This window comes from Blastomonas aquatica (assembly GCF_014639875.1).
Classification (GTDB): domain Bacteria; phylum Pseudomonadota; class Alphaproteobacteria; order Sphingomonadales; family Sphingomonadaceae; genus Blastomonas; species Blastomonas aquatica.
The window spans coordinates 221,806-242,100 of sequence record NZ_BMGD01000005.1 but is presented as its reverse complement, the minus strand read 5'-3'; the positions used below and the strand labels follow the sequence as shown (position 1 = coordinate 242,100).

The window sequence follows — 20,295 nt, the reverse complement described above, 5'->3', positions numbered from 1 at the left end:
CAGGCGTGATTTGATGGGCCTGATCGCCGTGCGCGGTAATCGAGCGGCGTAGGTCTCGCATCGTCTCGGTGTAAGGGCGCCAGTCACCATGCGAGCATGCAAGGATGCCGGACATTTCGTATTCGGCCCGCCAATTGCTCCCACCCATCCGTTCTACAAACGCCTCGATGCCCTTGGCAGAACTATAGAAGGTAACTCCCGAGCCCGTGCTGACAGCCGGCCCAAGGTCGTCGGCGCTCTCAAGGATGCAATGGCGAATCCGTGGTACCGCACTATCGCGCCTTGACCCAGGCAAAGGCGCGTTCGATTTCAGCTGGCGCTTCGCTGGTATAGCATGCCCCGTGGGCCAGAATGATCCGCTCCGGCCTCCAGTCAAGCATCTGCCGAACGCCGACGTGCAAAGCCTTGCTGTGCTGGCGCGCTGCGAACCTGATTTCCATCGACGGGCGGCCATTTGGTCCGGTTGCACCGCCTGCGGCAAGGATGGCACGGGTCGCAAAATTGCGTACCCTGCGCGCCTCGAAATTCTGCATGAGATCGGTCACGATGAGGGTGCGCGAACTAACGTGAAAGAAAACCGCTTCCGTGAATGAACCAAGTTCAATCACGGTGTGCAGGATATCACCGGGCCATAGCTCCACTTCGCAAGCGGTGAGCGGAATGACTGGCACCTTGATCTTAAGCGCTACATCGGCAGCGGCGAAGATGGTGGCATCAGGGTAAGCTGCGGCCCACGCGGTGATATGGAGATAATGATAGCTGTTGGGCGCAACCAGCACCGAAACTGGGCCAAGCGCATCCAACGCTTCTGCCAACGCAGGAGAGTAGCAAACCGGTGAATGCAGCCACAGCGTGCCGTCTTTCAACTGCACGACCGTCATGCGTGTTGGGCATGCTATGGTAACAACAGCCAGCCGATAGTTCACCTCTGGGCCTTCCACCGTCCAGATGTTCTGGCCCCAGGAGACTGGCAACAGCTGCGGCTGATAGGCTTCATAAACTTCGGTCACTGTGATGGTGCCTCTTATGTCATCCGCCGATCATTCAGCCACGCGGGTGCGTTTGCAAGCCACACAGTCCGATGGTCTGTCACGCAGCCTTACTTTTGGATAGAGACGAAATGTAGAGATACCGATCACCGTCTATCCGACGATAGGAAAGGAAATCATCCATGGCCAGCAAACCTCATAAACGCATTCGTTCGCAGCCCGGAATGTCTGCTAACGAGCTTGCGCGTTACCTTGTCGCCGGTGACCACGCTCGCGAAGGAATCATACGCCGAGCCAAAGAAATCGCAGCTGCGCCAGTTATTCGATATCGCGATTTGCGCGCCGGGTTGAGCGCGTATCTGGGGAATGCGGTCCGCCTGCCTGCGCCATGAACCGCTTGATCTTGCAAACATCATAATCGGACTTGGCCTCGGCGGAGGGAAACATGCTGGCGGCCAGCGCCAATGCCAGCACAATTAGCGTCGCCCGGAACCAGCGGCTCATTGTTCTTGTCCCGTCAGCGCTGTTGAGCCGTCGCGGGATAGCGCGGGGGCGGTTCGATCTAAATACGCCAGCAGTGCGCGAGGCTGATCGGTCTGGATGGCATCGACCCCGCGATCGCGCATCATGCCCCAGACAGCATCCGGATCGATCAGCGCGATCCGATCGACATGCCCTCCCGAAAAATCATAATCGAGCGTGTTTGCCCAGATGCGCACCGGTTTGCCCCGCAGCGTCGCAACTGCCTCGTCCAGAAATGCGATGTCGTTAAAAACGATCTCATAGGCAACCGGCTTAAAAACGTCATAGCTGGCAATAGCCTCGTGCATTTCGCCCTTCAGCTTGCGCTGGTTGATGATCGGCTCAAATGCCGCTCTTGAAACCCATTGCTTGCCTGCCAACGTTGCCGCCGGGGCTTCGGTCTTGAACAGGACCTGACGCGCCATGCCGAGCGCCTGAACTTCGGTGGCCGCTATGTCGCGGACATCCTCTTTTGCATCAACGTTGACGAGGATCCTGCCCTTGGCGTGCGCCAGAGCCTCGGCCAGCGTCGGCACCCGCCAGGCTGTGGTCCCCACCCCCTTACCGCCGGCAGCCGAGCGCAACCGGAGACGGCGGATTTCGGCAAGCGAAAGGTCGGCCAGTTTGCCCGAGCCATCGGTGGTACGATCCACAGTCGCATCATGCATCAGAACCAGCACGCCGTCGCGAGTCCGGCGGGTATCGATTTCGACCATATCGACGCCCATGGCGACGCAGGCATCAATGGCAGCAAGACTGTTTTCTGCGGTATCCAGCCAGCACCCGCGATGAGCTACCACTAGAATTTCGCCGTCCGGGCCGGCAAGCCGGCGCTCAAGCTCGGCGCTCCGGTCGGCATCGTGCGCAGTGACGGTCTGGAGCGCTAAGCTGCCCGAGAGGAGCAGCATTGCGGGCGGGAACATGAAAGCGGGCATAGCTTGTCCTCAAAAGCGGAAGTTGACACCGGCAAAATAGCCGCGGCCATTGTCAATCTCTTCGCGAAGCAATTCCTGAAATGGCCCGGTCAGGCGGGTGGGGCGATTATTTGTCAGGTTTTTCGCTTGGGCGATCAGCGAAATGCGCGGAGTGATGGCGAAGCGTAGTTGCGCATCGAGCACGTGACTTTCGTCAAGCGATCGGTCGAGCGCGGTAGCGCTGGTCGATATCTGGATCAGAGTGGACGATTTGTAGTTATATGCCACCTGCGCCGAAAAGCGGTTGCTGGTATAAAAGGCGGTCACATTGGCGATCCGGTCCGCCTGTTCCACAAGGCCGGGCAAGCGTCGCATCGTGCCATCGGTCATTTCGATCGACAGCGGCGTGCCATCCAGAAACGTCATATTACCGGTGACCCCGAAGCCGTCCAGAATGGGGTGAACGATTGCAAGGTTGGGGAGCGCAACGCTTAGTTCGATCCCGCGAATGGTGACCCGGCCGCTGTTCACGGGCTGGCTGGTGCGGATCGTGATCTCGTCGTCGCCGGTTCCTTCTACTCGGGTGGACACCAGAGTGACGATCTCATCGTTAATTTCCTTGGCGAACACCGCCGCTGCCAGAACGCTTCGCGGCGCGAAATAATATTCAAGTGACACGTCGTAATTGTTGGCGCGGCGTGGACGCAGATCAGGGTTGCCGCCGGTGATTGAAAGGCTTGCGGCGCCCTCCGTGATCCGCTGGCGGGCTGCAAGCAGATCGTAATTGGGCCGCCCGATCGATCGCGAAGCCGCTGCGCGGACACGAAACGTATCACTTACATCGTAGGACAGATTGAGCGACGGAAGCACATCGTCATAGGTCTGGCCGCGCCGCTCGTAAGACCAGACGGTGCCGACCTGCGTGTTGGATCCCGTAAGCAAATCGGTGTGCTCGTAGCGGGCACCCGCCGACAGGTTGAAACGGTCGTCGCGATAGCTCATCAGCATGTAACCGGCAGCGACATGCTCTTGGAGGTCGTAATCGCTTGCAAGATTGGCGGATTTGCTATTCGCAGCCTCGACATAGTTGCTGCGATTGGCTGCAAAGCGGGCCTCGGCAGCAGCGCGGTCGATCGCGATGATGTAATCGCCATTGCCGTTATACGGCTGGACCTGAACCGGGCTTACAAGACCGGTGAGCAGGTTGTTTGCGGCCTGAACCGGAGCGAACAATCCATTCACGAAATCATAAAAACGGTCAATCTGCCGGTATTTGCCGCCAACGGCAAAGCCGACGCCTCGGGCATTAGTACCTTGGTTGAAATCGTAGTCGATGGTCGCCGAAAACGCGCGCTCGCGGTTTTCGTCAAGATTGTTGCCATGTTCCACTAACCGGTAGTTCGCCGGGTTGTAGTAATAAGCCGGATTGCGTGGCGTGAACTGCTGATAGCTCAGTCCGTCGGCGATATAGTCATAGGCCAAAGCGTCCGTGGTTACGGTGCGATAGGTGTCGAGATAGGAATCATTCGTGTATCGCGCCACGGCGTTGCTTGCACCCAGGCGGAGGCTCGCCAGGTCAGAGGGGCGCCAGATCAGTCGGCCGTTCACGTAGGAGATCCGCCGCTTCTCGAAGAACTCGGCAAGGTCGGCCTGCGCGGTCGCGCGCGGCGCAAATCCACCTGTAGGTGTGCGGACGGACGGATCGCCCGAAACATAAAGGCTGTTGCTTTGGCGTTGTTCGTCATTTTCATGACGGAAATCGCCATATGTGACGTCAGCCTGAAGCGTGGCGCCGCGATATTCCAGCTTAGCAAGGCCGCCGTAGCGCTGTCGCAGATTGTCATAAGTCCACCATCGGCGGCGATTGGGTGCAGCGATGGCGTATTCGCCAGCATTGGCGTTGGAAAGCCGCCTTCCTTGCTCGTCATAGAATAAGAAGTTGTCGCCAGACGAATTGAGCGAAGAAGAATCGCGCCGGAAATAGCTCCCCGCCAGCACGATGCCGAACTCATTTTGCGATCCGAAACGGTTGGTGACGGTCAGGTCAGCAAGACCCGAAGGCGTAGTATCGCTGTAATCGCGTTCATTTTCATACCAACCGGCATTGGCCCGGCCGCCGATGAAAAGGCCTTTGTGGTCGAACGCGCTTCGGCTGATCAGGTTGACGGTCCCGCCAATGGCATTGCCATCCATCGCCGGTGTTCGCGTCTTGTAGACGTCAACGCGCTTGGCGAGCGCGGACGGGATGACATCGAGCGAAACATTGCGTCGGCCAAGCTCGGTCGTCGGCAGGGCAACCCCATCAACCTCGACCAGATTGTAATCGGCATTAAGTCCGCGTATCGTAATGAACTGGGCTTCGCCGCGCGCATTGTTCTGGATCGTGCTCACGCCGGGCACACGATCAAGTGCTTCTCCCAAACCAAAGTCCGGCAGCGAGCCTGCTTCGTCCCCGGTGACACTGTCCGAAACGACAGCGATATCGCGCTTTGCTTCGACCGCGCGTTCGCTCTGCAGCCGTGCGCCCACCACCACAATTGATGCCGCAGGTTCATCCGTCACCTCACTTCCAGCGCTTTGCGCGATGGCCGGTACGGTCACTACGATGCCTGCAATCGTCGTTGCCAATGCGCGCGTTCCAATATCAAAAAACACCCCGAATCCTCCTGAAGCAGTTACCAGCCAGGATTTACGCACTTAATGTGACTTATTCATTTCATTATGCACCTTGCGTGCAAAAAAAACTTCGCGCATTGAATCGGTATGAAAGCGTCGCCAAACACCCGTGTGACAACGCCAGATGGCACGAACCAGCCTTCTTTCCCTGCTGCCCTACTGCGGCCAGACGGGCGGACGGTGACCGAAGGCGAACGCATGCTGATGACTCTCGTCCGCCGCATATCCGATCAATCGCGCGCGGATCTGGCGCGGGCCAGCGGCATGGCGGGGTTTTCCGCCTCGCGAATCGTCGATGGCCTGATCGCGCGCAACTTGCTCAGCGAAAGTGCGCCGGTACCGCGCGGGCGCGGAAAGCCCAGCAGTCGGCTGGCGCTGCAAGGAGATGCAGCTTTTGCGGCAGGAATCTCACTGATGACCGATGCGGTTAGCGTAGCGCTGGTGAACCTATCGGGTGCGATAATGGCGAGCGCAGATTTCCCGCTCGAAAACCCCGCCCTTCGCCCGACAGCGGTGCATCTGCGCCGCCATCTCGACCGCCTGATGCTGGAGGCAGGGCTGGATCGCGCGCAGTTCGTGGGTGCAGGCGTTGCGATCACCGGGTTCTTCATTGGAGATGGCCATAAGCTCAATCCGCCAGGCGCGCTCGACGACTGGGCGGTTCGTGATCTCGTGCCCGAGCTCTCAGGCGCGCTCGACTGTGGCATTTGGATTGACAATGACGGCAACGCTGCCGCCTTGGGCGAGGCCGGCCTCGGGCAGGGGCGGACTTCCAGCTCGTTTGCATATCTGTACTTCGCAGCGGGCTTTGGCGGCGGCGTCATCAGCGAGGGCAAGCTCATGCGGGGGCGCCATGGCAATGCCGGCGAATTCGGAGCCTGTATTCCGCCAGGAATGCCCGTGCCCAGCCTTGAACGGTTGCGGGTGCTGATGAACCAACATGGCGTTCGGGATCTGGGTCTGGCCGAGGCGCTGGGCCTGTGCGGGAAGGACGTTCCAGGCGTGGCGGAATGGTTGGACGAGGCAACTGAAAGCCTGTCGATTGTCATCTCATCGATTGCCGGCACGCTTGATCCCGATGCGATCGTCTTTGGCGGGCGCCTTCCCGGTCAGCTTGCTGACGTGCTGCTGCCACGGCTCGCGTTCAACAATCCGCTCCGCCGCGGATACAGCCGACCGACACCCTTGTTGCTCAAATCCGCCGTTATCAGCGATGCGACCGCTGCCGGAGCCGCAACGTTGCCACTGACTGCCGCTTTTTTCCAGTAACGGGTCGTGTTTTACCGGCGCCAAGCCGTCAGCGGCATGATCCTCGACGGCCCCATCGCGTCGCATCGTCACATCCCAGCGCCTGCTCTTCGGCCGGGACGCGCCGACTTACATGTCCCGAACCTTGTTCAAACGCGGGGTGCAGCCGTGGTGATCAAGCCTGGCGTGGTTGGCGCGCGAGCGCAACGCCGATGATCGCGCAGCAGATTGCTCCCGCCGCTGGCAATGCCGCCATTAACGGTACCAACGCCTCGCTCTCGCTGACGCGATAGTCGATACGAGCGAGAGCCATGGCGATAAGCAGACCACCGCTGGCGAGCGAGACCTTTCCTGTCGCGGCAAACAGGCCATAGCTGACTCCCGCTCTGGCCGCACCGGCGCGCGATACAGTTTCGCTGAATGCCGCCCATTGCACCATTCCGACACCGCCATTGCCGAGACCAAATCCGAATGCGGTGGCGGCTGCTACCCCAGAATCGATCCCGCCAAACAGCCCGAACCCCGTGAGCGCACCGAGTTGCACCAGTGCCGCGATCAGCATTACCCAGCCGCTGCGCATCTGCCTGCACAAGTGCAACCACAAAGGCTGTCCCGCGACAATTCCCAAAGACATGAAAATGATAACCGCACCGCCCCACCATGCCGAGCGAAGCGTGAAGGCCGCAAAATATGGCTCCAGCTTTCCAAAAGCCGGAGTAAAAAGCGACGTCGCCACCATAACACCCAGCAGCAGCCAGAATTTGCGAGGCATTTGGCTTCCAGGAGGACTGGACTGTGGTTCCGGTCTGATTACCGGCCTAGTATCTTGTAACATACGGGCAAGCAGGAATGCACCTATCAAGGAGATAACCACAAATATTGCGGACATAATCAACAACAGCATGATCCCGTCGGCATGCCCGCGCGCTACGAGTGGTCCCACCGCAGCCGCGACGATCAACGTCGCTGCACCACTAAACCAAATACGCGTCGAGGCTACGCGCAATCGGCTCGCTGCATCGGGCGTGCCCAGCGCCATCAAAGCATTTTGTGGGATGTCATAGGCAGCAAAGGCAAAGCGAAATGCAACGCCGACCATCAGGGCATAGCCGAACCGCACCTCTTGGGGAAGCCAGGCGCCCAAAAAGACGGCGATCAAGGTTAGCGAACATGAAACGGCACCGACCAGTTGCATACGTCCTGCGGAGGCCGCCGTTCGCAACCTCCGCTGCAGGCCTACTCCTATGCCTATATCGATCACCGCGCTGACCAGAAAGCCGGTCGCAATTACGATCCCCATTGCAGTGACGGGTAAACCGGCCAGTTCGGTCAGAAAATAGGCAAAAAGCAATTCGCTGCTATACCAAAACAGGCTCTTGCCCAAATGGGCGAAGCCGTAAATCAGCGTTCGGGAGGACTGGCGATTCTGACCGAGAATGAGCCGACTCCCAATGACGTTCTATTTCGCTTCCCACGTGAGTATGACATCGGCATGACCGGTCCGCGCCGACAGAGGTGCGTCATGGTGGCGACAGGCCTATTACATGATCAGCGAGGACCGCATAAGCTTCCACTTGTTGAGGCATTCGAGGACAGCCAAGGTTACTACACAATGCGCGACCATAAGACCGTCCACTGGACGCGCCACGCACCCGCCTTGATCGTTCCTTTAGTCAAAAATCATAGGACGAAGAAGGCTATGCACGCGAGGAGCTGGTAACCGAGACCGGGGCTGCATTCCTTGCTGCCGACCTTGGGCTGGCATTGGGCTGGCATTGGAACCGCGTGCTGATCACGCCAGCTACATCGCCAGCTGGCTGGAGATGATCAAGAACGAAAAAGGCGCCATCGTGCAGGCCGCAGTCTATGCCGAGTGCGCCGTCGCCTATCTCTATCAGCTGGCAACCCACGCCAGGCAGCAAGAGGCAGCATCATGGGCGGCCTCACCACCGCCACCGGGCAGGGTCCATTTGCGTTCTGACCGGACGCCGGTAGCGAGCTATGTCGGAACGACATTTTCATACGCGAATAATTCCCGGCCGACTATGCTCAACAACAAAGCGGGCGTAGCTCGAAAGGTTTCCATCTGCCACCGTCACCTTGTCGAGCACCTTGAGATCCGCGTGCCACAGCTTGCTGTCGACATCGCACAATAGATAGCCCCGCTTGTCTGTAATCGCCTTGAGTTCTCGGTTTCCGACAAGCGCACTTTTTACCCTCGGGTTATCGTCTCCAGTGCCGTCTGCACCTGATGTTATCGACGTCGCGCTGAACTCGGCGGAAATCACACGCCCGTCGCCGTTGTCCTGGATGAGGTCTCCCGCGAAGTGAAGATGGGCATCACCGCTCACCGTGACCACGTTGCCAGGCCGGTGCTTGTCGATGTGATCGAGGAGTCGACGACGGCTGTGCAGATAGCCGGACCACGTATCCATCCCGGTCACCAGCTCGGTGCTGCCCTCCTGCTGCCTGAGCAAGTTCATCAGCAGCACCTGCTGGCCAATCAAGTTCCATCGCGTTGTAGATCGTGAAAGATTGTCGAACAGCCACGCCTCCTGTCGGTCGCCCAGCATGGAGCGATCAGCGGCCAGCACCTCTGGCCCCTGAGGCGAGGTAAGGTCGAAATTAGCCTGGTTGCTGCGATACTGGCGCGTGTCGAGGAAATAGGCATTCATCAGATCGCCATATTGAGCGCTGCGGAACATCTGGATGTGCCCGTTGATCGGTAACGAACTGCGACGCAGCGGCATGTTCTCGTAATACGCCTGCAGCGCCATCGCCTTGCGGGTGGCGAATATTTCAGGCGGTATCTCGTTTTCGTCGATATCCGCTGCCCAGTTGTTGTCGATCTCATGATCATCGAAACTGACGAACCACGGACAGGCGGCATGCGCTGCCTGAAGGTCGGGGTCGGTCTTGTACTGGGCATAGCGCGCGCGGTAGTCGTCGATCGAATAAAGCTCGTGGCCGACATGCGAACGCAGCGGTGGAGGGTTCTTCCCGTAATTGTCGCCATAGATGTATTGAGAACCAGCTGCCTCGTAGATATAGTCGCCATAATGGAAGACGAAATCGATCGGCTCTTCCGCGATCTTGCGCCACGCCGTGAAATAGCCGAGCTCGTAATACTGACATCCCGCGACCACAAAACGTACGCGGTCCAGCGGCGTGCCGGGCAAGGGCAATGTCCGGCTGCGCCCGATCCCGCTCTGCTCTCCCCCCACCATGAACCGATACCAATAAGGCCGATTGGGCTCGAGCCCGCTGACCTCGACGTGGACCGAATGGGCCAGCTCAGGCATCGCCATGCTCTGGCCCGATTGAACGATGGTCGTGAACTGCTCATCTGCGGCGACTTCCCAGGTCACCGGGATCTGCCGACGCAGCATACCGCCATGAGGATCCAGCGGTTCAGGTGCAAGCCGGGTCCAGATCACGAACCCGTCGGCAAGCGGTTCGCCAGACGCGACGCCGAGCGTGAACGGGCTGGTCGTGAATTTTGGATTGGGCTCAACATTGTAAGGCGGCGGGCGATCCCAGGCCAAGGCCGGGAATGACAGCGATCCGGCCAGAGCCGCGCCTGAGCCACCGATGATCCCAAGCAGGGTGCGACGATTGAAATCCGACATGATGATACCCCAATTTTCTAGCGAACAGGCGAGCGGTCGCCGCGATCGGCGAGACCGATGCGCAATCAGAAGGCGAAGTTGAGGCCCGCAAACACGGTCGTTCCGCTGCGCGTCACGTTGTGGAGCCGTTCGAAACTGCTGTTGATCTGGATTTCCGGCTGGTTGGTAATGTTGATCGCATCCAGCGTCAGCCGGACGCCTTCGCGAAGGTTCACGAACGCCGCCGCATCGACATAGATGGTGCTCTTGAAGCCGTCCTCGCTCGCGGGGTTCACGCCATCGTAGCGCGACAGCAGATAGCCCGACCGGAAATTGGCGGATCCGCGGATCCCCCAGCGTGCGGTTTCATAATACAGCGTGCCGTTGGCATTCACGTCGGACAGGCCGGTAATCGGTCCATCCCGGCCGTTGACCTTGGTGTTCGAATCGATCAGCGTGACATTGGCTAGCACGCCGAACTTGTCGAACGGCGCTGGCAGAAAGGTCAGACTGGCCTGCGCGGCCAACTCAAGGCCGGTGAGCCGCGCGTCGTTGAGATTGACCGGCCGCGTATACTGCACGACGTTGCTGTCGGGCGTCAGGCCAGCGGCAAGGTCGGTGGATAGGCCTGTCACCGAATATGGCACATTGAAGAGCGATTCCGAACCGACGAGATCGCTGATGTCCTTGTGAAACACGCCCAGCGAAACCATGCCGACATTGCCGAAATACCATTCGGCCGCCACATCCAGATCGGTTGTCTTGTAAGGCCTCAGCCTGGGATTGCCGTTGCTGACGGTGTATCCGGCCGTCCCGAGCACAACGCTGCCGGTCATCTTCATCGAAGCAAGCGCCGGGCGGTTGATGTTTTTTGCAGCGGCCAGCCTGATCTGGAGCTCCGGCGTCACCTCCACCACAGCGTTGAAAGCCGGCAGCACACCCGAATATTGCGAGCTGATCGTCTCAGGAACTCGCTGACCCGCCGCGTTGGCGAGCAGGCCGGTGTTGACCGTTTCGGTCTGGTAGGCGCGCGCGCCGATATTTCCGCGCAGCGGTGTACCGGCGATATCGCCATCCCAATCGAGCTGGGCATAGCCCGCATGGGTGGTTTCACCGACCTGGAAGGTGTTCAATGTGCGCGCATTCGGGCCGACCCGGGTGTGGGCCTTGCCATAGAAGTCGAGCGCCTTGTCCCAGTCGCCGACGACCCATGATTGGCTGCCCCAGCCATCATAGACCTGGGCATAGGGCAGCACTGAGTCATAGCCGGGCTTGCTCTTGAATTCCGCGCCATAAAGGCCGTCGTTGAAAAAATCCGAGCCCGACATCGCATATTTGCGATAGGCATAGCCCACATTCAGCTTGAAAACGGGCGTCAGCTGATAGCGAGCGTTGAGCAGCCCTTCTTTCAAAGTGGTTTCCTGCGCATTCTCGCGGAAAAACATCTCCCGGATGACATAGTTGTTCGGATCGGCGGTATCCCATTTGTAGGTGTTGACTGCGGACTCCCCATCGGCTGCATATTGGGTGATCAGACCGCCCTGCGCCTGCAGATACAGCTTGTCGTCGATCGGTGTTTTGTAGCTGGACTTCTCGTAACCGACATGGCCGTCGATGGTCAGATCCGGCGATGCCTCCCAATCGCCCGTCAACGCGATCTGCTTGAATATGCTGCGGTTGACCTGACGGCGATGTTCCGAACCGAACGTCGCATTATCGACGTCTGCGGCATTGACGAAGTTGGACTCGTCCCAGCTGAGGCTGTTGATCGTCGACGCGAGGATCGGCCTGCCGAAATCAGAATACGCGCGGTTGAAGATGATCTCGCCATTGCCCGTCGTCGGCCGGGTTGCGAGGTGGTACTCGTTACGATCGGTGCTGAACTCGCCATAAAGGCCATCAAGCGTAAACGTCAGCGTTTCCACCGGACGCCATTGCGTAGCAAGGGTGATGCCGAGCCGCTCCTGCTTGGCATCCCAAACCGAAAGCCGATTGCCCGATGCAAAGACCAGCGTGCCCGAGCGGAGCTTGGCCTGCTCGGCAGCGGTCAGCCCCGAAATGTTGAGACCGTTGGCAAGATAGGTTTCGATCTGCGCGGTCGTCAGCTGGACCGGATTGTAGGTATCGAAGCCCTTCTCCTGCGTGCGCCGCTTCGAATAAGCGACCGACAACAGCACCCCGAACCGGTCGTCGAAATTATAGCCTGCCATCGCCGCAACGCGGGGCTGCAGATCTTCGGTGAAGCTGTTGGTGCCCAGCTTGGCCGATAACGCGCCCTTGAAACCTGGTTTGTTTTCGAGCGGCTTTGCGGTGAACAGGCCAACCGTCCCGGCCATGCCGCCTTCGTTCTGCGAAGCCTGATATGTCTTTTCGACCTCGATGCGCGAGAAAAGCTCGGATGCGAAAATATTGAAATCGAATGCCCGGTCGCGCGACCGCTGACCCCGGCTGTCCATCGCCGAATCGACATTGCCGAGCACCTCCATACCGTTGAGCTGGACCCGGGTGAAGTCGGGGCCAAGCCCGCGCAGCGTGATGCGGCGACCCTCTCCGGCTTCGCGGTTGATGGCGACACCGGCAATCCGCTGGAGCGATTCGGCAAGGTTCAATTCGGGGAACTTGGCCATGTCCTCCGCGATAATGACGTCCTTGTTGATGTTGGATTTGCGCTTGAGATCGCGCGCCAGACTGATCGAGCGGGCAAAGCCGGTTACGACGATTTCTCCTGCGTCTACCACTGTATCATCAGACGGCTGCCCGCCGGTCTTGCTCGGTTCGGTTGCGGGCGCGAGCGTCACCACCGAGCCTTTCCATGTCGCGATTTTCAAGCCGGTTCCGCGCAGCAGCATCTCCAGCGCCAGGCGTCGGTCAAAACTGCCCACCACACGATTGGTACGGATTCCGCGCAGTAGATCGGCCGACACCAGAATCTGCAAATCGCCGTGGCGCGCGAAGGCCGGAATTGCCAAGGCCGCATCCTGCTCGGGGAAATTCAGCTTGAGCGTCTGCGCCGACGCCGGGGTTGCCATCGCGACAATAGGAAGAGCAACCAAATACACCAGTCTTTGCACGCCAAATACTCCTGAATTAAACGTTCAGAAGTAAGGATGCGCAACGAACCAGAATCCCTCAGGTTACATCAAAATAAACACGAATTTTCGTATGACTATTCGATGACGTATTTATTTACTTTTTTTGAAAATCGCGCTCCGGTTACATCGGATACCGCTTGTGAAAACTCATCGGGGCGATCCAGCTGAAAATATCCGGTCATGGTGTGCTGGCCGATGCGCGGGTTCGCGATCTCGATCTTGGCGATATTGTACCGGTTGAACTCTTCGGCGGCCTCGAACACCGTCATCTCGTTCAGCGCCAGCCCGCCCTCTCTCCACGCCAGCAGATCGCGATCTCCGATCGGTACCGTCACGGGTTTGGAGCGCGGTGGGGAATCGACCATGGTGGCGTTGCCGGCCGCAACCGCGACCGCATCCTGCCGCTGGCCAGTCCGCCAGACCAGCACCGTCCCATCTGTGACCACGACCTCAACGGCAAGACCGCGCCGGCGAACGGAAAACGCCGTGCCTGTGGCACGCACACGCACATCACCTGCTGCGACGACGAACGGTCGCTTCGTGTCGGTGGAAACCTTGAACCAGGCCTCGCCTTCGGTCAGGCTGAGTTGCCGTACGGCCTCCTCGTAGTCCACTTCGAGACTGCTTTTCGAATTGACCATCGCAACCGACCCATCCGAAAGCGTAACCCTGCGAATTTCGCCCACATCGGTGCGTATCTGCTGCGCCGACAGCAAAGGCCATACAAGTACGAGGATCGTTGCGAGACAGGCCGCAAGCACGGCAGTTGCCATCAGCCGATTGCTCGACCGGTTTCCGCGATCGAGCGCGGGTCCGGCAGGTTCGTCTGCCGCAGCCTCGACCAGCGCCAGTCCAGCCTGCGCCCTGAACAGTGCCCCACGGTGACGGCTGTCCTGCGCCAGCCATTGGCTTAGCTCGAGCTTCTGCGCGTCATCCATAGTGCCAGCGTCGATCCGTATGGCCCAACGGATTGCGTCATCATTTACGCTGGCGGACATTGTCTACCCACTCCGTCCTCTCCTTGCTCTCGCGTTCATGAGGTTCATCCCCATTTTCAAATGCCAGGAGCACAGCCTTAAGTCCTCGCGCCAACCCATTCTCGACAATTTTTTCGGTAACACCAAGCCTTTTTGCGGTTTCCTTCTGAGACAAACCTTCGATACGACGCAAATGAACTACTTCGCGGTATCGCTTCGGCAAGCCAGCGATCACTTCAAGCACCTTGTTCAGTTCATTGCGAGCTCCAACCGCCTCTTCAGGCGAGGGCGACTGATCTACGCCGTGGTTCTCGATCTGGTCCGATGCTGCGTAGATATTGACGACACGGTCGCGCCTCACGCGCTGGAGCAGGAGCGATCGGGCGGTTGCGAAAAAATAGGCGCGCGGGTCATTGATGTGGCCGACCGCCCCCAGTTCGCTGAGCTTGCAATAGGTTTCCTGAACCAGATCGTCGATCTCATGTGGCGGCACGCCTGTGCGCTGGAGCCATCGCCGCAGAGCGGGCTCGTGTTTCAGCACATGGAGGGCAACCCATTCTACCGACTGGCGCATTTCGAACATATGGCAGGACGTCCAAAATGGCGCGGATGATACAATTGAGCGGCTGATACGGGCTGGTGATGACCGAAAAATGACATGCTTCGGATGGCACAGTGCAATTCCAGTTAAGCCTCCGTCTCCGCCAGAGCCTGATCTTCAGCGCCCCACCACACACCACCATGAATACAATCTTCCGGCGGTTACGGGCTAGCGCTCGGCTAAATGAGCCATCGCCTCACGCTTGGGCTTGTCATTGAAATTGGGCTTCCCCGCCGTTGCCGCCCATGCGCTGCGTTCTTTTTCCGGACCACTGCAGCAAGATTGGTAAGACGAGCAGGTCGAACGCCAAGGCAGTGATGATGGCACAGCCCGTCATCCCGGCCTTCTGCGCGGTCAGGTTGAAGTCCGACAACGACAGCAACAGGAAGCCGCAGCTCAGCAAGACGGTGGTCACCAAAACCGCCGAACCGCTGCTGACAATTGCCTTGTCGATCGCTTCGGCGTGATTCAGCCCCGCGCGCCGTCGGTTGCGATAGGCTATTATCAGGTGGATCGTATCGTCCACCACGATCCCATAGGCGATCGAAAAGACCCCGACGGCCGCCATGTTGAGCTGGCCCGACACGGCGCCCCAGGCACCATAGGTGATCAGCAGGGGCAGGATGTTGGGAATAATCGCGATCAGTGCAAGACCGAGCGAGCGGAACACCAGCAGCATCGAGAGGGTCACCAACGCCATCGCGCCGAGACTGCCGATGGAGATGCCGACGAAGTTGGCGGCGCTCGTCCGGGCGAACGCATAGGGGACACCCTGGAGACTGGGCGCACGCGCCGCGTCACCCTGCGCGGTTGCAAGGTCTTCGATTCTCGTCGCCTGCTCGAGCAGGCCGAAGGTCGTCGGGTCGGTCGCGTCGAAATAGGACACGGACCAGTCTGCAACCCCCGGTTCGAGCTGGGTCAGAAGCCCGCTATCGGCCAGCACGCTCGAGGAGGGCTTGCCGAGATCGGGCGACAGCATGGCCGGGTCCGGCCTGAAGCCGTTCGGCTCGCTGCGTTCCGCAAGGCGAACGCGCCAGCTTTGCTGCGCGGTGACAACGCTCAGCCAGTCGCCTTCGGTACCTGCCGAAAGCCGGCGCTGGAGATCGCCGAAATAGCCGGGGTCGATCCGATCGTTGGCGTTCAGCAGGGCATCGCGGTCGGCATCCTTGACCTGAACGGCGAGTGTGATCGTGCGCAGGCTCAGATACTGGGTGTCGAGCAGATCCATGCCTTGCCGGAACTCGGTCGATTCATCGAACCATCCGGCAAGATCGTCGTTGACCACCAACTGCGCGATACCGAAGATGGCGGCAATGGTGACAACACCGGTTACACCGAGCGACCATGCCCGCCTGGCTCGCGCCGCGCGGCTCGCGCGCAGAATGCCCGCGACGATCCGGTCATGGATCGGAAGATCCTGGCGCGGGCATGCCAGCAGCATCGCCGGCAGCAGCATCAAGGTCAATAACAGGGCCAGCCCGACGCCGACCAGAATCACCGCCGCCAAGATCGCAATCGGGCGCGCAGGCGTCATGAACATTGCCGCAGCGCCCAAGGCCGTAGTCAGCGAAGTGGCCAGGACGGGCAGGAAATATGCCCGGATCGCCGCTTCGAGAGCGGCGGCATTGCTGGGCGCCGAACGGTTCAGGAAATAGCCGTTGGCGATGTGGATGATGTCGGCGACTGCCAGCGTCCCCACAAGCAGCAGTCCCGATACCGAGACCGTCGACAGGGAAACCCCTGCCCATGCCATGGTCCCGGCGGTCGCGGCTACCACCAGCCCGATCAGTACGGCCGAACCCGCCGCAAACAGGATCGAGCGATAACACGCCAACAAGGTCAGGACAAAAAAGGCCCCAAACATCGGAAACAGGCGGCGGACATCGTACTTCAGGACCTCGGTCGAGACGTGTTCGAACAGTCCCGATCCGACCAGCATTACCCTGGCGCCCGGCTCGGCTTCCACCACCACGGCTTCAAGCCGGTCGACCGCGGTCTTGAGCGCATCGATCCTCTCGCGGCGGGTCAGCCCGTCATCCTCCCCCGGATTATCCAGCTCGACCTGCAAGGTGATCGCGGCCGACTTAAAGTCGCGGCCGAGGCTGCGTCCCAGAACCGTGGGGGCGGCGACAAGATCGCGCTTCAAGGCGGCCAGGCCCGCGTCGCTGAACAGGTCGGCGCCTTGCAGGAAGGGAAGTGCCACCAGTCGGTCCCTAGCTGACCCGGACTCCGGCACGACTGCCAGCTTCTGGGCATCGAAGAACGAGCTTGTATCGATCACATAGGGCAGCGCGCGCGCCTCATCGGCCACGGTACGCAGCTGCGAAAGGCTGAAGGGCGACAGCACGTCCGCTTCAGCAGGGACGTAGATCAGGATCATCGCATCCTTGCCATTCCCCATGCGCTCGGCAAGCCAGTCGGTCCTTTCGATAATCTCGTCGCCCTGGGGAAAGAACGCGCGTTGGGAGTTGTCGAGCGAGAGACGGCCAAGCCCCCCGGCCAGCAGCAGCGCCAGCACCAGCCCGAACGCCGCGAGCCAATGCGCGCGCGCCACAATGACACAGGCAATGCGGTCCATGATCATATCAGAGCCGCTCGAGACTGATCGCAGGGTTGCCCATCGGACGCAGGCTCATCCCGCCACGCGGCAACGGAAATTCGCCGCTGGCAACCGGGCGGTGATCGGCAAGAAGACCGTCGAGGATTTCGATCGCCAACTCAGGGCCAGCCGCTGCGCCCACGCAGCGCCGCGCGCCAAGCCCGAAGGGCATGTAGGGAAAGCCTTGATAGGTCTCGGCAGCCCGGTTGCAGTCGAACACCTCCGGATCGTGCCACAGGGCATGGTGACGGTGCACGACGTAGGGCGAGACGCAGATCATTTCGCCCTTGCGGACCCGCCCGACCGGGAGATCCATGTCCTCGATCGGTTCGCGATAGATGAACGGCAGCGGCGGATAGAGGCGCAACGTCTCGCGGATGATCGCAGCAAGCCGCTTCCGCCGCTGTCCGGGCATACCGTCACCACGCACCCAATCGCCCAGCGCAGGGTAATGCCCCATGATCAGCAACGACCACAGACAGGTGAGCCAGACCGACTCGAAGCCGGTCAGCAGATTGACGATCAGGTCCCGCTGTTCCGACACCGCGACCTGCGGCACGCTCGGATCACCGCGATGCGCTAGTTCCTCGCGGATCCGGTCATCGAAGCTCGAGGCGATCCCCCGCGCGCGGCGCATCCGGTCGGAGGTGATCTGAGGTGCAAGGCCGAGCACGTCGAGCAGGTCGACCTTCTCCGACACTTCGCGATGGCGTTCGATCGCTGCGGTGATCGCAGGACTGGCGATCACACGCGAATGGCCGAGGATGCGGATCGCCAGCAAATTGAGAACCAGCCGCGAAAGGTGCTCGGGAAAATCGGCTGCCTGTCCGTGATCGCGCGCAAATTGCCCGACCTGTGCAGGGAGATCATGCTGTTCGGCCCCCGCAGCGCTCTGCTCTTTCACTTTCGCCAACAAGGCGATCGATGCACGCCGCAGTCGTCGCCAGTCATCGCCTTCAGCGACAATCAACCCGTTTCCGAGACTGGGGCGCAACAAGCGCAGATGCAGGTTGCACAAGCGAAAGGCACGCGGGCGGGTGACAAAGATTTCGCGCACCGAATCCGGGTCCGAAATGATCGAGAGGCGTTTCCATGCCAACCCGTGGCGGACCCGCGCCTGCGTGAAGCAGCCTGCGGGAAATAACTCCAGCCCGTTCCTGCGCGCGGTTGGAAGCCAATGCAGCAAGGACGGAAAGCCGGGCGGCGCGGGAAACGAGGGCAAGGCAGCGCGCGGGGCATCGCTTATCAGGAACGCTGGCTGCGATGTCTCACCACAGCGACAGCTCTTGGTTGTGGCCTGACCCATGCGCGTCTCGTGCCGTGCTTTAAGCCGACATCAACTGGCCTTCCGGCCCGATGCAATTCTTAGACTTGTCGGACACGAGCTTGCCCTTGCTGTCGCGCAGCTGATAGGTGATCTCGTTACACCGCAAGGCCACATCGAACTCGGCGCTCGACACAGTTTCGGGTGCTTTCAATGCGGGCAGAACGAAGTTGTCATCTGCTGGCTCGACCATGTCCGCTGAGACATAGCCGACCACCATCAACGCCTGGTTCTCTCCGTCGGTGACTCTTTCCGAAACCATGTACCATTCCTCGTTAGGCACCTTGCCGACGACATGCACCGCACTGTTGGGTTGAAACGTGCGGACGACCTTGGCCGATGTAGAAGGCCCTCCGCGCACATTGACCTTGCTTGTGGTCAGGTAAGGCTGCGCGATCACCTCCACCCGTTCCCGAGACTGCAACGCCACGCTGTCGTAGAACATCGTCACCTTGGCGTCTTCAAACACCAGCGTGCCCGTCGGCGTAACCGACGCCGACGCACCAGTTTCCGCAAAAGCCAAACTGCGCGGCTTGCCATCCGAAAGAGAGTCCCCCGCGGCAGACAGCAGCTCGGCCTGTTCTTTCTCGTTGATGCGTTTGGATATCGATTTATTGAGCTCGGCCACACCTAAACCGGCAACTGCCCCAAGCGCCAAACAGGCGGTTCTTTGGGTCTGGCCATTGTTTCTATCGAATGCGCCACACAGCGCGGCAGAACCCACTCCGACGACCACGGTAAGCACATCACCGAGTATTCCCCCCTTCTTTTTCTGAGGTGCGCCCTGTTGAGACTGCTGCTCTCGCTGTGCGATTGCCTCAGAAAGTGAACCGGATTGTTGCGCCAATATGACAGTTGGAGTTGTAATTAGCGCAATTGCAGCAAACCACGCAAAAAACGCCTTTCCAAATCCGGTCATTACGATGCCCCCTTTTCAAAACCGCCCCAGTTTTACTAACGTTAGCCCAATGGAGGTGATTCGCAACGTGATTATCAAGCATCAGCTGAGACAATTTGATGACACGGGACCGCGCCGCGTATTAACTCGTCGCACTATACTTAAGAGCCTGATCGCTGCGCCGCTGATGATGGCCCCCGGCATCGCGCTCGGCGCGATCGATACTGCAGGAGACGTGAAGAAGCTGAAGGCCTTCGTTGCGCAGACGATCGGGCGCGCGCCAGCCGAGCGGAAAGAAATTTCCCGCAAGACGATCAACGCCATCAATCCGCTCAAGGGCGACAACAAGCTTCTCGAACTCGCCGCGCTGGGCGTGCTTGCGCGGGAGAGCAGCACGTCTGAGGCACTCAAGGATGACCTGCCGGGACGCAGCAAGCGCCTGATCACGGCGGTTCTGGTCGATCAAAGCGAAGCGGGTTGGTCACATGCTCTGGCCGGCGCTTGGCACTTCGAAGTATCGCGGCGCTCGCGCGCGGGAGCGCTGGTCCTCGGCGCCGATCGCAGCGAAGGCGAAAAGCGATTCAGCGCGGCAAGGGCCAAGACCCCTGGCGACATGGGAATCGTCCTGCTGGAGGCGATTGCCCTCATCTATGACGGCGCTGACAATCATTCGCAGCGCATTACCCATCTGCTGGCAAAAGCCTCGGCCAAGGCACCCAAGGGTGCCGGAAAATACGAACTGGCGGTGGCCCGCTATGCCGCCAAACTGTCAGAGATCGCCGCTACGAGGCAGTTTGCGAAGCTGGAAACAGCGGTTCGCGCCATCTACTAAACATGACGATCAGGG

General features: G+C 59.9%; 14 protein-coding genes. 2 read left to right on the top strand and 12 right to left on the bottom strand.

Annotated features, from left to right (window positions below):
• Positions 1-272: 272 nt before the first annotated feature.
• The 4 genes from IEW00_RS14590 to IEW00_RS14575 form a co-directional block, all read right to left on the bottom strand.
• Entirely contained in the window at positions 273-1,010 is a 738-nt protein-coding gene (locus tag IEW00_RS14590) for a DUF4336 domain-containing protein (RefSeq protein WP_188515140.1), read from the bottom strand.
• Between the two features lie 297 nt (positions 1,011-1,307).
• Positions 1,308-1,493 carry a hypothetical protein gene (locus tag IEW00_RS14585; protein ID WP_188515139.1) on the bottom strand — a complete coding sequence of 62 codons (186 nt, stop codon included), beginning with the start codon at positions 1,491-1,493 and terminating at the stop codon, positions 1,308-1,310.
• On the bottom strand, positions 1,490-2,446 hold the full coding sequence (locus IEW00_RS14580; RefSeq protein ID WP_188515138.1) for a glycerophosphodiester phosphodiesterase family protein: 957 nt from the start codon (positions 2,444-2,446) through the stop codon (positions 1,490-1,492). Before IEW00_RS14580 ends, IEW00_RS14585 begins: the two co-directional genes overlap by 4 nt.
• A 9-nt stretch (positions 2,447-2,455) precedes the next feature.
• Positions 2,456-5,080 carry a TonB-dependent receptor gene (locus IEW00_RS14575; protein ID WP_188515137.1) on the bottom strand — a complete coding sequence of 875 codons (2,625 nt, stop codon included), beginning with the start codon at positions 5,078-5,080 and terminating at the stop codon, positions 2,456-2,458.
• A gap of 219 nt (positions 5,081-5,299) precedes the next feature.
• Here IEW00_RS14575 and IEW00_RS14570 point away from each other — a divergent pair, with 219 nt between their 5' ends.
• A complete protein-coding gene (locus IEW00_RS14570) occupies positions 5,300-6,370 on the top strand; it encodes an ROK family protein (protein ID WP_229737064.1) in 1,071 nt (356 codons plus the stop codon).
• Positions 6,371-6,524: 154 nt separating this feature from the next.
• Here IEW00_RS14570 and IEW00_RS14565 read toward each other — a convergent pair whose 3' ends face one another.
• From IEW00_RS14565 to IEW00_RS14525, 8 genes are all read right to left on the bottom strand, one after another.
• On the bottom strand, positions 6,525-7,751 hold the full coding sequence (locus IEW00_RS14565; RefSeq protein ID WP_268235841.1) for an MFS transporter: 1,227 nt from the start codon (positions 7,749-7,751) through the stop codon (positions 6,525-6,527).
• A gap of 616 nt (positions 7,752-8,367) precedes the next feature.
• Positions 8,368-9,894 carry an alkaline phosphatase D family protein gene (locus IEW00_RS14555; protein ID WP_229737063.1) on the bottom strand — a complete coding sequence of 509 codons (1,527 nt, stop codon included), beginning with the start codon at positions 9,892-9,894 and terminating at the stop codon, positions 8,368-8,370.
• A gap of 149 nt (positions 9,895-10,043) precedes the next feature.
• Positions 10,044-12,986, bottom strand: coding sequence for a TonB-dependent receptor (locus IEW00_RS14550; protein WP_229737062.1), 2,943 nt, complete (start codon positions 12,984-12,986; stop codon positions 10,044-10,046).
• 137 nt (positions 12,987-13,123) lie between these two features.
• Positions 13,124-14,047: a FecR family protein gene (locus IEW00_RS14545; protein ID WP_188515133.1), complete on the bottom strand. Its 924-nt coding sequence runs from the start codon at positions 14,045-14,047 to the stop codon at positions 13,124-13,126.
• Positions 14,028-14,609, bottom strand: coding sequence for an RNA polymerase sigma factor (locus IEW00_RS14540; RefSeq protein WP_188515132.1), 582 nt, complete (start codon positions 14,607-14,609; stop codon positions 14,028-14,030). Before IEW00_RS14540 ends, IEW00_RS14545 begins: the two co-directional genes overlap by 20 nt.
• Before the next feature lie 229 nt (positions 14,610-14,838).
• The gene (locus IEW00_RS14535) at positions 14,839-17,205 is read right to left on the bottom strand and encodes an efflux RND transporter permease subunit (RefSeq protein WP_229737061.1); all 2,367 of its coding nucleotides are present in this window, start codon (positions 17,203-17,205) and stop codon (positions 14,839-14,841) included.
• A 7-nt stretch (positions 17,206-17,212) separates the two neighbouring features.
• Positions 17,213-18,532 (bottom strand): cytochrome P450, encoded by a 1,320-nt coding sequence (locus tag IEW00_RS14530; protein WP_229737060.1) that lies wholly within the window; start codon positions 18,530-18,532, stop codon positions 17,213-17,215.
• Between the two features lie 19 nt (positions 18,533-18,551).
• Entirely contained in the window at positions 18,552-19,469 is a 918-nt protein-coding gene (locus IEW00_RS14525; protein WP_188515129.1) for an SH3 domain-containing protein, read from the bottom strand.
• A 49-nt stretch (positions 19,470-19,518) separates the two neighbouring features.
• Here IEW00_RS14525 and IEW00_RS14520 point away from each other — a divergent pair, with 49 nt between their 5' ends.
• The gene (locus IEW00_RS14520; protein ID WP_188515128.1) at positions 19,519-20,280 is read left to right on the top strand and encodes a hypothetical protein; all 762 of its coding nucleotides are present in this window, start codon (positions 19,519-19,521) and stop codon (positions 20,278-20,280) included.
• Positions 20,281-20,295: the final 15 nt, after the last annotated feature.

Excerpts from the sequence above, each read along its gene's own strand:
- IEW00_RS14585 (WP_188515139.1), bottom strand. The coding sequence starts at position 1,493 with ATGAGCCGCTGGTTCCGGGCGACGCTAATTGTGCTGGCATTGGCGCTG.
- IEW00_RS14580 (WP_188515138.1), bottom strand. The coding sequence starts at position 2,446 with ATGCCCGCTTTCATGTTCCCGCCCGCAATGCTGCTCCTCTCGGGCAGC.
- IEW00_RS14570 (WP_229737064.1), top strand. The coding sequence starts at position 5,300 with ATGCTGATGACTCTCGTCCGCCGCATATCCGATCAATCGCGCGCGGAT.
- IEW00_RS14550 (WP_229737062.1), bottom strand. The coding sequence starts at position 12,986 with ATGGCAACCCCGGCGTCGGCGCAGACGCTCAAGCTGAATTTCCCCGAG.
- IEW00_RS14545 (WP_188515133.1), bottom strand. The coding sequence starts at position 14,047 with ATGTCCGCCAGCGTAAATGATGACGCAATCCGTTGGGCCATACGGATC.
- IEW00_RS14540 (WP_188515132.1), bottom strand. The coding sequence starts at position 14,609 with ATGTTCGAAATGCGCCAGTCGGTAGAATGGGTTGCCCTCCATGTGCTG.
- IEW00_RS14535 (WP_229737061.1), bottom strand. The coding sequence starts at position 17,205 with ATGGACCGCATTGCCTGTGTCATTGTGGCGCGCGCGCATTGGCTCGCG.
- IEW00_RS14530 (WP_229737060.1), bottom strand. The coding sequence starts at position 18,532 with ATGGGTCAGGCCACAACCAAGAGCTGTCGCTGTGGTGAGACATCGCAG.
- IEW00_RS14525 (WP_188515129.1), bottom strand. The coding sequence starts at position 19,469 with ATGACCGGATTTGGAAAGGCGTTTTTTGCGTGGTTTGCTGCAATTGCG.
- IEW00_RS14520 (WP_188515128.1), top strand. The coding sequence starts at position 19,519 with ATGGAGGTGATTCGCAACGTGATTATCAAGCATCAGCTGAGACAATTT.